A 10,685-nucleotide genomic window follows, 5' to 3' on the forward strand; every position below is an offset into this window, starting at 1 on the left:
ATGCCCATCCGCGTGACGTTCGCCTCGACCGACCCGCTCTCCGACGCCCTGGTCGGACTCGCGGACCCCGAGCGCATCGTGAAGACCGAGACGACGTTCGGCCACGCGGTCCACGCCTTCACCGAGCACGACGACCCCGAACGACTCCGCGCCGAACTGGCCGCGGCGGCGGACGGGGTCGCCGTCGCCGTGATCGACGGGGCGCTCGCGACGGAGGACGCGCGGCTGATCCTGTGCGACGTCGACTCCACCCTCACGACCACGGAGGCTGTGGACCTGCTGGCCGAGTACGCGGGCGCGGGCGACGAGGTCGCCGCGATCACCGAGGCCGCGATGCGGGGGGAGATCGACTTCGAGCAGTCGCTGCGCCGCCGCGTCGCCACCCTGAAGGGCCTCCCCACGTCGGTGTTCGAGGAGGTCTACCCGCGGATGACGCTCAGCCCGGGCGCGCACGAGCTGATCGCGTCCGCCAAGGAGCGGGGCGCGAAGGTGGGGGTCACGTCGGGCGGGTTCACGCACCTGGTGGGGCCGCTCGCCGAGGAGCTGGGGCTCGACTTCATGCACGCCAACCAGTTGGAGATCGTGAGCCACGGCGGCGGCGAGTTCCTCACGGGCAACGTGATCGGGAAGGTCGTGGACAAGCTGCAGAAGTCGCTGGACCTGCGCGCCTTCGCGTTCCGGCAGGGTGTGCCGATGACGCACACGGTGGCGGTCGGTGACGGCGCGAACGACCTCAAGATGCTGGCGACGGCGGCGCTCGGCGTCGCGTACTGCGCGAAGCCGGTGGCGGCGCTGCAGGCCGACGTCGCGATCCCGTTCAAGCGGCTGGACGCCGTCGCGGCGTTCGCCTTCCCGCAGGCGTAAGCCCCGGCTCAGGCGGTCGCGAACCGCTTCGCGCTGCGGGCCCTGGCCTTCGCCGCCTCCACCTCACGGTCCTTGGGCGGCGCGTTGGTGACGAGGTCGTCGAGCAGGTGCATGGTGGCGTGCGCGATCTCGGCCACGGCACGGTCGAAGGCTTCCTGGTTGGCCGCCGACGGCTTGTTCATCCCGCTGACCTTGCGGACGTACTGCAGCGCCGCCGCCTGCACCTCGTCAGTGGTGGCGTGGGGCTCGAAGTTGTGCAGGGGTCTGATGTTTCGGCACATGCGCCCATGGTCGCACGGGCGCATGCGCCGGGAACAGGGCTGCGGTCAGCCGAAGCGCCAGAGCTCGTGGGAGCCGCCGCCACCGGGACCCGTGTACAGCGGGGACCCGGTGAGGTGCTTCCGCCCCGCCGGTTCCTGCCAGGCGGCGAGCGACTCGGCCGGCGGCGGCAGGTCGGGGTCGTTCACGACGAGGCTGCCGTCGATGTAGGTGCCCGACGGTCCGGGGATGAGCCCGAGGAAGTACAGCTCGCGGTCGTCGACGAATCCCTGCGCGAACAAGTCGCGGGCGTAGGCCCACAGGTTCGGGTAGTCCTGCACGCGCTTGGTGTGCTCCTCGCCGAAGATCTTCGCGATGCCCGGCCGGTAGCCGCGCTCGTAGGACGAGAGGGTGATGAACAGCCGCACGTCGGAGTCGGTGAGGCGGTCGCCGAAGAGGTAGCGGCGGGAGGCGAGGCGGAAGTCGTAGTCCGCGAGTCGCGCCTCGAAGATCGTCTTGGCGGCCCGGGCGGCGCCCTCGCTGGTGGCGAAGAGGACCTTGTAGGTGCCGTTGTTGACGTCGTCGAAGAGCTGCTGGTTGAGCAGATCGATCTCGGGGCGGAGTTCCTCGGGGTACAGGTCGGGGGCGCCGTCGGCGTGGAACGGCTTCCAGGCGGTCTCCCAGTCGATGCTCATCAGGTGGTAGTTGTTCGTCACCACGAGCCCGGTCTCGGCGTCCAGCACCGTCGGCGACGTGCCGCGACCCACGAAGTCGGGGTCGGTGCGGCGGTAGAAGTCGTTGAGCAGGTCGGTGCCGAAGCGGTCGGCCAGATCGTTGCCGCTGGGCGCGATGCGCCAGCCCTTCTCGTCGCGCCCGGTCAGGAGGACGAACGGCACGGCCTCGCTCAGCCCGAGGAGCCGGAGCACGATCTGCTGGCGGCGGTTCCAGCCGCAGGCGGTGCTGCCGAGCAGCAGGTAGCGCCCGAGCTCGGGCTCGGCCTGGCCCGGCGCATCGCCGAAGCGGCGGGTGAAGTGGTTGCGCTGGCGGCGGAAGCCGCCGTCAGGCGTCTGCTCGGCCTGCGTCTCGGGGATCTTGCCCGTCTCCACGCAGGCCGGGCGGCTGAGGACGTCGGCTTCCAGGTCGCTCGAAAGGTTGGACATCAGGACGATCCTCCCGTGTTGGTCGTCGGCCGGGCGGTGCGTGGTTCACCGTCCTCTGCGTGGTGACAAGGGTACGCTCGAATTCCGCGCCGGGAGGAACGCCATATGACTGATCGCTGGGACCAGGACCACATTCCCACCGAGCGCATCCCGGTCGTCCCGCCTGTGGAGCTGACCCGCGAGATGCCGCCGGTGCCCCCGTCGCCGGTGCCCAGGCTGCAGCGGCGCCCGCCGTACGGCGCGATCGTGCGACGCCTCGTGACGCGGTTCCCGTCGGTGGTCGGGCTGCTGCTGGTGGCCGCCTGGTGGAGCGGCATCCTCGCCTCGGGCGAACGGCCCACGCTCAGCGACTTCGCGATCCCACCGGTGGAGGCGCTGCTGCTGTGGGCGGGGCTGTTCACGCTGGTCGCGACGGGCGCCGACGTGGCCGGCTGGTGGCTCGTGCCGGGGAGACGTCGGCTGCCCAGCCGGCTCCTGGCGCACTGGCTGGCCCTCGCGGTCGTCGTGCTGCGCCCGATCCATTTCCGGGGCCGCGACATCGAGGCGATCGCCGACACCGCGGGTTGGCTGCTGGGCGCCTACCTTCTGGGGTTGGCGGCGACCGTGGCGGTCGAGCGCTGGTTGCCGCACGACCGGCCGCCCACCAAGGGAGCCGCGGACCTGGCGTCGGTGCTGCTCGGCGTGACGGCCGGGATGCTCGCGGCGCTGCCGTTCACCGGCCTCGACTTCCTGCTCACGCGCTGGTCGCGCCCCGCCTACGACCGGGTCCTCGGCTGGATCGACCCGGGTCTCGGCGACGGCGGCGAGGGCACCGGGCTGGCCCTGGTCGGGCTCGTCGTGGCGTTCGCGGTGCTGGTGTTCGTGCGACGGTGGCGCGGGCTCGGCCGTCGGCTCTCGTACGTGCCCGCGCTGGTGGTGGCGCTGCTGCTCGTCGCCCTCGTGCTCTGGTACCCGCTGGCGACGTGGACGGGCACGATGTTCGGGATCCCGGTGTGGTTCACGCTGGTCGCGGCCAGGGAGCGGATCCAGGCGCCCCGGTAGGGTTGGTCCTGTTCGTCCAGGAGGTTTGCACCATGTCCGAGCTCGTCGAGCTTCGTCGCCAGTTCCACCGGATCCCCGAGGTCGGGCTGCACCTGCCGCAGACCCAAGCGCTCGTGCTGGAGGCCCTGGAGGGGCTTCCGCTGGAGATCACGCTCGGCAAGTCGCTGTCGAGCGTCGTCGCGGTGCTGCGCGGCGGGAGGGCCACTGACGGGAAGCGCCCCGTCGTGCTGCTGCGCGGCGACATGGATGCGCTGCCCGTGCAGGAGGCCACCGGCCTCGACTTCGCCTCCACCAACGGCAACATGCACGCGTGCGGCCACGACCTGCACATGACCATGCTCATCGGCGCCGCGCGCGAGCTGAGCGCCCGCCGCGACGAGCTCGCCGGCGACGTCGTCTTCATGTTCCAGCCGGGCGAGGAGATGGTCGACGGGGCGAGCTACATGCTCGACGAGGGCGTCCTCGACGCGGCCGGCGCCCGGCCCGACGCCGCCTACGCGATCCACGTCTGGGCGGGGATGGAGCCCCACGGCACGTTCACCACGAAGCCGGGCACGACGATGGCCTCCCACGATGTGGTGCGGGTGCGCTACGTCGGCAAGGGCGGCCATGGGTCCGTGCCTCACACCGCCGTCGACCCCGTGCCCCCGATCGCCGAGCTGGTCACGGCGTCGCACGCGATGGTCACCCGCCAGTTCGACGCGTTCGAGCCCGTCGTGGTGACGATCGGCCGCCTGTCGGCCGGGACGGCCGCGAACGTCATCCCGGAGTACGCGGAGCTGGACGCGTCGATCCGCACGTTCTCGCCCGAGTCGCGCGAGAAGGTCATCGCCCGCCTCGAGCGGCTGGCCCGCGGCATCGCCGACGCCCACGGCGTCGAGTGCGAGCTCACCAACCCGCAGTCGTACCCGCCCACCGTCAACGACCACGCCGAGGCGGACTTCGTCGGCGCGATGGTCTCGGAGCTGTTCGGCGACGAGCGGCACGTGAGGTGGGAGAACTCGCTGACCAGCTCGGAGGACTTCTCGCGGGTGCTGCAGGAGGTGCCGGGCTGCTTCTTCGGGCTGAGCGCCTGCCCGCCCGACGCCGACCCGGCCACCGTGCCGTTCAACCACTCCGCCTATGCGGTCTTCGACGACGCGGTCCTCGAGGACGGCGTCCGGGTGTTCACCGAGCTCACGCTCCGCAAGCTCGCGGGGTAGGTTTGGCGACGATGCCGAAGGAGATCGCCACGCTGCCGCCGCTGGCGGAGCTGAAGAACGAGACGCCGCTGAGCCCGCGCACGGGCGAGCCGCGGCGTCCGGCGGCGGTTGCCGTCGCGGCCGTGGTGCTGTACCTGGCGGTGGCTGCGGTGGCGTTCAGCTACGGCTGGCACTGGTTCCGGGCGGCCTACTCGGAGACGTACCCGGGCAGCGCGCACCTGACCGTGTGGCTGGAGCCGGAGCCGGGGAAGTGGGTGTCGCTGTTCCTGGAGTTCGTCTACGCAGGCCTCGTCGGGCTCACCGGGGCCGCGGCCGGCGTCGTCGGCTTCCACGCCTGGAACGGGGAGCGCTGGACGCGCTGGGGCGGGCTGGTCGCGCTGGCGCTGACCGGGCTACTGGCGGGGCTCGTCAACCTCTGGGCGCTGATCGCGCTCGGGCTCGTGGTGTTGGGGCTGGCGCTGCTGTTCACGCCGCCGGTGGGCCGCTATTTCCGTGAATGGGACGACGTGCGGTCGCGGTCCGAGCCGCGCTACCGCCGGCCCACCGCCGTCGTCTACGGCCGGCTGCCGCGCTACCGCTAGGAGTACCCGTGAACTGGCAACGGCTGATGAAGCGCCTCGTCGTCGAGGGCATCCGCGAGGCGGGCAGGCAGGCGACGAAGCGTCGCCCGTCGGGGTTGGAGGAGCCGAAGGGCCGCCGCTACCAGCAGCCGGTCCCGCCGTCGCAGAGCGTCAACTACCCGGGCGACTTCTCTGGTGCCGTCGACCCCGTCTACGACCCCCACCCCGACGGGCTGCCCGACCCGGGCGAGATCGTGTGGACCTGGGTGCCGTACGAGGAGGACGTCACGAAGGGCAAGGACCGCCCGGTCTTGCTCATCGGACGCGACGACCCGTGGCTGCTCGGGCTGCAGGTCACCAGCCAGGACCACGACCGCGATGCCGTCGCGGAGGCGCGGGAGGGGCGGTTCTGGGAGGACATCGGCGCGGGCGACTGGGACAACCGGCGGCGGCCGTCGGAGGTGCGGGTCAACCGGCTCATCCGTATCGACCCGAGCGCAGTACGCCGGATCGGGGCCGTGCTGGACGAGGAGACCTTCCAGCGGGTGGCGCGCGAAGTGCGGAAGCATACCTGAGAAGTTTCAGCCATGGGTGAACTCCCGTGAGATTGGATTTCCGGGCCCCGCTCGCGGCTGATTCAATGGGACGGTCCCCCAGGAGGCTCATTTGATCACAGTCACGGATCTCGTCAAGGAGTACCGCACCAAGCGCCGGTTCGTCCGCGCGCTCGACGGCGTCTCCCTGACCGTGCCGCAGGGGACGATCCACGGCATCATCGGGCACTCGGGCGCCGGCAAGTCGACGCTCGTGCGCTGCCTCGCGATGCTCGACCGCCCCACCAGCGGCAGCATCGTGATCCAGGACCAGGACCTGACGAAGGCCACCGACGCGAACCTGCGCAGGGCGCGGCGGCGCATCGGGCTCGTGTTCCAGCACGCCAACCTGTTCGACTCCCGCACCGTGGTGAGCAACGTCGCATACCCGCTGGAGATCGCCGGGGAGCCCAAGGCCCAGCGGATGGAGCGGGCGCGCGAGTTGCTGTCGCTCGTGGGTCTCTCGGACGCGGCGGAGGTGTACCCGTCGCAGCTCTCCGGCGGCATGCGCCAGCGGGTCGGCATCGCGCGGGCGCTCGCGGTGGACCCGGACGTGCTGCTGTTCGACGAGCCCACCTCGGCCCTCGATCCCCGCACCACGGACGAGATCCTCGAGCTGATCCTGAAACTACGTCGCCCCGACCTGGCCACCATCGTGATCACCCACGAGATGCACGTCGTGAAGAAGATCTGCGACTCGGTGTCGCTGCTGGAGCACGGCAGCATCGTCGAGTCCGGACCGCTGACCGAGGTGGTCTCGCGGCTCGACGGGCGGCTCAGCCAGATGCTGCTCGGGATCCCGCCGCACGAGGACGACGTGCCGGGCACGCTGGTCGACGTGCTGAGCCGCGGCGCACAGGCGAACCAGCCCGTCGTCGCGCACACCTCGCGGCTGGTGGGTGCCGAGTTGGCGATCATCGCCGGCAGCGTCGAGCACCTTGCCGGGACCACGTTCTCGCACCTGCGGATCGCGGTGCCGGAGGGCACGGACGCACGGGTCGTCGTCGAGAAGCTCAAGGAGCAGGGCGCCGACGCGGCCCTCACCTCGGAGCTGGAGGAGGTGGTGGTGCCGTGATGGACGCCATCACCCCGCAGATGTGGGGCGCGATCTGGGACGGGCTGCTGGAGACCCTGCAGATGGTGGGGATCTCCGGGGTGTTCACCGTGCTGTTCGGGCTGCCGCTCGGCATCGCGCTGTTCACGTTCAACTCGCTCGGGTTCACCGGCCGGGTCGTCAACACGGTGCTCGGCGTGCTCGTCAACATCACCCGCTCCTTCCCGTACGCGATCCTCATGGTGTCGCTCATCCCGCTGACGAAGATCCTCGTCGGCACGTCGATCGGGCCGATCGCGGCGAGCGTGTCGCTCACCATCGCGGCGGTGCCGTTCTTCGCACGGCTGGTCGAGACGGCGCTGCGCGACGTGCACTCGGGCAAGACCGACGCGGCGTTCGCGATGGGCTCGTCGCGGATGCAGGTGATCCGGAAGGTGTGGCTGCCCGAGGCGATGCCCACCCTGATCGCCGCGGTCACGACCACCATCGTCACCATCGTCGGCTACTCCGCCATGGCCGGACTCATCGGCGGCGGCGGCCTCGGCCGGCTCGCGTACAACTACGGCTACCAGCGCTTCATCCCCGAGGTGATGGTCGTGACGATCGTGATCCTGATCATCCTGGTCCAGCTGATCCAACTCGTCGGCGACCGCCTCAGCCGCGTCGTCGACCACCGCTAGGTCTCCCACTCCTAGTGGGTTGTCGGGCATCCCGCCCGACGAAAATGAAGAAACGGCCAACTTGTTGTTGGCCCCGAGCAAAGGAATCCTCCTATGCGAAAGCTTCTGTCTGTAGCCGCTGCCTCGTTGGCCGCCACCCTCGCTCTCACCGCGTGCTCCAGCACCGGTGGCGACGCGGCCGAGACGCCCTCCCCCACCGTCGACGACGCCACCACGGCGGCCGGCGGCGAGCTCCAGGAGGTCATCGTCGGCGCGAGCCCCGTGCCGCACGCGAAGATCCTCGAGTTCGTCCGCGACAACCTGGCCGCCGATGCCGGCATCAGCATCGAGATCCGGGAGTTCGACGACTACGTCCTGCCCAACCAGGCGCTCAACGACGGAGAACTCGACGCCAACTACTTCCAGCACGTGCCCTACTTCGAGGCCGAGGTCGCCGAGAAGGGCTACGAGTTCGAGCACGGTGAAGGTGTCCACATCGAGCCGCTGCGCCTGTTCTCCAGCAAGGTGAGCGACCCGGCGGAGATCGAGGACGGCGCCACCGTCGCGATCACCAACGACGTCTCCAACCAGGCCCGTGGCCTGCTCCTGCTCCAGGAGGCCGGCCTGCTCGAGAACATCGACCTCGAGTCCTCCGTCCTCGAGCTGACCGAGGAGCAGAACCCGAAGGGCCTGCAGTTCGAGGAGACCCAGCCCGAGGTCGTCGTCCAGCTGATCGACGACCCCGCCGTGGACGTCGCCGTAATCAACGCGAACTTCGTCCTGACCGCCGGCCTCAACCCCGAGGACGCCATCTTCTCCGAGTCCGTCGAGGGCAACCCCTACGCGAACATCGTCGCGTGGCGCGCCGACAACGACAACGAGGGCGTCCAGGTCCTCGACGAGCTGCTGCACTCCGACGAGGTCGCCGAGTTCATCGAGACCACCTGGCCCTCGGGTGACGTGGTCGCCGGCTGATCGGTTCCGCCTGATCGGTAACGGCCTGTGAGGGGTCGTCGTGGTTCGCCACGGCGGCCCCTCTTCGTTTGCTCGGCTGGTTCGTCCGAGTTGTCCACAGGCGGCCGACGGGGTGCTGGCGTGACCCGGCCGACCGGCTAAGAATGGGGGCGTGCGACGACGAGGTGAGCGTGGGCTGAGCGGCTCCGTGCAGGTGACCCTGCTGCTGCCGTTCGTGCTCGGTATCTTCCTGCTGGCGCTGCAGTGGGCCATGTACAGCTGGGCCGAGACGACGGCGCAGGCCGCGGCCCAGGACGGCGCCCGCGCGGCCGCGGCGTTCAACGGGACCGCCGCCCACGGTCGATCCGTCGCCTTCGCCGCCGCCGACAACGGCTCCCTCGACACCATTCGCGCCGACGTGCGGCGCGGCCCCCGCGTCAGTTCGGCCACCGTCACCGGCCGGGCCCTCGGGGTCATTCCCCTGTTTCCCGTCACCGTCAGCGTCACCGCCGACACACCCACCGAGCGACTCACCCAACCATAAGGATCCCTCCGTATGAAGAAGTTCGTTGCCCTCGCAGTCGCCAGCCTCGGCCTCGCCGTGGGTTGCACCTCCCAGCCCGAGCCCGACGTGTCCGCGTCGGCGTCAGCGTCGGCGTCGCCCAGCTTGGTTCCGAGTGTTTCCAGTTCCCCGAGCGTCGAGCCGAGCCCGAGCCCCAAGCCGAGCCCCTCTCCGACTTCGACCCTGTCACCCGAGCAGGAAGCGGCGGTTGAAACTGTCCTTGAGTACTTCCGGCTAAAGAACGAGATTCGGAAAGACCCAAGCCGAGACTTCCAACCGCTCGCCGACATCACTACCGGCCAAATTCAGCGTGAACTGGTGGAGGAGGTCGAGCTCTTCGGAACCCAGGGATTCAAGCAAGTGGGCGATGTGACCTACGAGGTCCAAGAGGTAGGCGCCCAATCGGCCAGTGGCTTGCCGGTCCAGGTCTGTAGCGACAGCAGCGGTTCCGATGTCGTCAACGACGCGACGGGGGAATCTGTTCTTACTGAGGATCGGGCGCACTTTGTCCGGTTCAATCTGACGGTTCTACAAGAGAACAACACTCTGAAAGTCGCCAGTGGGCAGATCGAAGAGGTGTCCTCGTGCGATGGCTAGGTACCCTAAGCGCCTTGTCTCTCGCCTTAGCCATGGCACTCGCTACAACACCTGATGCACGCGCAAATTCGTGCACCTCTGAGATTGTCACCGAGTTCGGCACAATCAAAACCGCCATCAGATGCGTAGTCCAAGGCGGCAGCGAGGGCGGCGCCAGAGCGCCCGTTAAGACCGACAAGAGGTGCTATACGGCGAGCGGCGACGTCGTCAGTTGCATCAGCTTCGGCGGAAAATGGAACCCTACCAAACAGTGCTATTCGCGGCCCAAGGACGTTCAACCCGCCATGAGCGATCCTGTGTGGGAGGGGAATACAGATGGTCAGATCATGGAATGCGCGCGCGGGGATATGAACGGTTGGAGCATGTCTTGGGACTGGTGGCAAGCTACCCCCGAGACAGCGCAGTTGCCGGACCCTGCCGTTCTCGCCCAGCGCGCAGTAGACAGCATGAGCCTTGACCCCATCACCATGGGCATCTTCCCTAAATCAGTCGCAGACGATCCCGATTCGCTGGGTTATGTGGGTTGGAATACGTGGATGTGGGCGGATTCACCCTCTGACCAGACGTGGGGGCCGATCACCGCGTCCGCGAGCGCGGGCGGCTACACGGTGACTGCCACGGCGGTGGTGGACCGCGTCGTTTGGGACATGGGCAATGGCGACACCGTCTCGTGCGGGAAGGGCACGCCGTGGCGGCCGCGCTTCACCAACAACGAACCATCGCCGGATTGCGGCTACGTCTACGAGCAGCCCGGCCGCTACACCATCACCGCCACGAGCTACTGGTCGGTGAACTGGAGTGGCATCGGCGAGACCGGTGTCATCCCGTTGGAGCTCAGCGACACCCGGGAACTGGTCGTCGCCGAGGTGCAGGTCGTCACCACCACCGGCCGATGAAGAGCCGCAGACACCGGGAGCGTGGCGCGATCGCCGTGTGGACCGCGGTCGGGCTGCTCGGCTTCCTGCTGGCGATCGGGATCGGTGTGGACTTCTCGGGCCACGCCCGGGCCACGCAGGAAGCCCGGGCGGTGGCCGCCGAAGCAGCCCGGGCCGGCGGACAACGCATCACCCTCACAGGCGGCCGGGCCGCACCCGCACAACAGGCCGCCGCCTCGGCAGCGGAGCGCTTCGCCGCACGGTCCGGCTTCCACGCCACAGCCACCGTCAACGGCACCAGGATCA

General features: G+C 69.3%; 14 protein-coding genes. 12 read left to right on the forward strand and 2 right to left on the reverse strand.

Annotated features, from left to right (window positions below; translation table 11 throughout):
* The gene (gene serB / locus BLR46_RS14385; protein ID WP_093253691.1) at positions 1–864 is read left to right on the forward strand and encodes a phosphoserine phosphatase SerB; all 864 of its coding nucleotides are present in this window, start codon (positions 1–3) and stop codon (positions 862–864) included.
* Between the two features lie 8 nt (positions 865–872).
* Here the strand turns inward: serB and BLR46_RS14390 are convergent, their stop codons facing one another.
* Both BLR46_RS14390 and BLR46_RS14395 read right to left on the reverse strand, forming a co-directional pair.
* Positions 873–1,145, reverse strand: a complete 273-nt coding sequence (locus BLR46_RS14390; protein WP_093253694.1) for a DUF2277 domain-containing protein — start codon at positions 1,143–1,145, stop codon at positions 873–875.
* 45 nt (positions 1,146–1,190) lie between these two features.
* The gene (locus BLR46_RS14395) at positions 1,191–2,282 is read right to left on the reverse strand and encodes a glutathione S-transferase family protein (RefSeq protein WP_093253696.1); all 1,092 of its coding nucleotides are present in this window, start codon (positions 2,280–2,282) and stop codon (positions 1,191–1,193) included.
* 105 nt (positions 2,283–2,387) lie between these two features.
* On the opposite strand from BLR46_RS14395, the gene BLR46_RS14400 reads away from it, so the two are divergent.
* The 11 genes from BLR46_RS14400 to BLR46_RS14450 form a co-directional block, all read left to right on the forward strand.
* Complete coding sequence (locus BLR46_RS14400) at positions 2,388–3,323, forward strand: hypothetical protein (protein ID WP_093253699.1); 936 nt, start codon at positions 2,388–2,390, stop codon at positions 3,321–3,323.
* A 32-nt stretch (positions 3,324–3,355) separates the two neighbouring features.
* On the forward strand, positions 3,356–4,525 hold the full coding sequence (locus BLR46_RS14405) for a M20 metallopeptidase family protein (protein ID WP_093253755.1): 1,170 nt from the start codon (positions 3,356–3,358) through the stop codon (positions 4,523–4,525).
* A gap of 11 nt (positions 4,526–4,536) precedes the next feature.
* Positions 4,537–5,106 (forward strand): hypothetical protein, encoded by a 570-nt coding sequence (locus tag BLR46_RS14410; protein ID WP_093253701.1) that lies wholly within the window; start codon positions 4,537–4,539, stop codon positions 5,104–5,106.
* A gap of 8 nt (positions 5,107–5,114) precedes the next feature.
* Positions 5,115–5,660 carry a type II toxin-antitoxin system PemK/MazF family toxin gene (locus BLR46_RS14415; RefSeq protein ID WP_245701749.1) on the forward strand — a complete coding sequence of 182 codons (546 nt, stop codon included), beginning with the start codon at positions 5,115–5,117 and terminating at the stop codon, positions 5,658–5,660.
* 91 nt (positions 5,661–5,751) lie between these two features.
* Complete coding sequence (locus BLR46_RS14420; RefSeq protein ID WP_093253704.1) at positions 5,752–6,753, forward strand: methionine ABC transporter ATP-binding protein; 1,002 nt, start codon at positions 5,752–5,754, stop codon at positions 6,751–6,753.
* A complete protein-coding gene (locus tag BLR46_RS14425; RefSeq protein ID WP_093253705.1) occupies positions 6,753–7,412 on the forward strand; it encodes a methionine ABC transporter permease in 660 nt (219 codons plus the stop codon). The genes BLR46_RS14420 and BLR46_RS14425 overlap by 1 nt, the downstream gene beginning before the upstream one ends.
* Positions 7,413–7,505: 93 nt before the next feature.
* Positions 7,506–8,366 carry a MetQ/NlpA family ABC transporter substrate-binding protein gene (locus tag BLR46_RS14430; protein ID WP_093253708.1) on the forward strand — a complete coding sequence of 287 codons (861 nt, stop codon included), beginning with the start codon at positions 7,506–7,508 and terminating at the stop codon, positions 8,364–8,366.
* Positions 8,367–8,517: 151 nt separating this feature from the next.
* The gene (locus BLR46_RS14435; protein WP_093253709.1) at positions 8,518–8,889 is read left to right on the forward strand and encodes a TadE/TadG family type IV pilus assembly protein; all 372 of its coding nucleotides are present in this window, start codon (positions 8,518–8,520) and stop codon (positions 8,887–8,889) included.
* Positions 8,890–8,901: 12 nt separating this feature from the next.
* Complete coding sequence (locus tag BLR46_RS14440) at positions 8,902–9,504, forward strand: hypothetical protein (RefSeq protein ID WP_093253710.1); 603 nt, start codon at positions 8,902–8,904, stop codon at positions 9,502–9,504.
* A 446-nt stretch (positions 9,505–9,950) separates the two neighbouring features.
* Positions 9,951–10,400 (forward strand): hypothetical protein, encoded by a 450-nt coding sequence (locus BLR46_RS14445; RefSeq protein ID WP_143008323.1) that lies wholly within the window; start codon positions 9,951–9,953, stop codon positions 10,398–10,400.
* The coding region (locus BLR46_RS14450; RefSeq protein WP_245701751.1) for a pilus assembly protein TadG-related protein at positions 10,397–10,685 on the forward strand (289 nt) is incomplete at its 3' end. The genes BLR46_RS14445 and BLR46_RS14450, both read left to right, overlap by 4 nt.

It is taken from the genome of Tessaracoccus oleiagri (genome assembly GCF_900103275.1).
Classification (GTDB): Bacteria; Actinomycetota; Actinomycetes; order Propionibacteriales; family Propionibacteriaceae; genus Arachnia; species Arachnia oleiagri.

Excerpts from the sequence above, each read along its gene's own strand:
- serB (WP_093253691.1), top strand. The coding sequence starts at position 1 with ATGCCCATCCGCGTGACGTTCGCCTCGACCGACCCGCTCTCCGACGCC.
- BLR46_RS14390 (WP_093253694.1), bottom strand. The coding sequence starts at position 1,145 with ATGTGCCGAAACATCAGACCCCTGCACAACTTCGAGCCCCACGCCACC.
- BLR46_RS14395 (WP_093253696.1), bottom strand. The coding sequence starts at position 2,282 with ATGTCCAACCTTTCGAGCGACCTGGAAGCCGACGTCCTCAGCCGCCCG.
- BLR46_RS14400 (WP_093253699.1), top strand. The coding sequence starts at position 2,388 with ATGACTGATCGCTGGGACCAGGACCACATTCCCACCGAGCGCATCCCG.
- BLR46_RS14405 (WP_093253755.1), top strand. The coding sequence starts at position 3,356 with ATGTCCGAGCTCGTCGAGCTTCGTCGCCAGTTCCACCGGATCCCCGAG.
- BLR46_RS14410 (WP_093253701.1), top strand. The coding sequence starts at position 4,537 with ATGCCGAAGGAGATCGCCACGCTGCCGCCGCTGGCGGAGCTGAAGAAC.
- BLR46_RS14425 (WP_093253705.1), top strand. The coding sequence starts at position 6,753 with ATGGACGCCATCACCCCGCAGATGTGGGGCGCGATCTGGGACGGGCTG.
- BLR46_RS14430 (WP_093253708.1), top strand. The coding sequence starts at position 7,506 with ATGCGAAAGCTTCTGTCTGTAGCCGCTGCCTCGTTGGCCGCCACCCTC.
- BLR46_RS14440 (WP_093253710.1), top strand. The coding sequence starts at position 8,902 with ATGAAGAAGTTCGTTGCCCTCGCAGTCGCCAGCCTCGGCCTCGCCGTG.
- BLR46_RS14445 (WP_143008323.1), top strand. The coding sequence starts at position 9,951 with ATGAGCCTTGACCCCATCACCATGGGCATCTTCCCTAAATCAGTCGCA.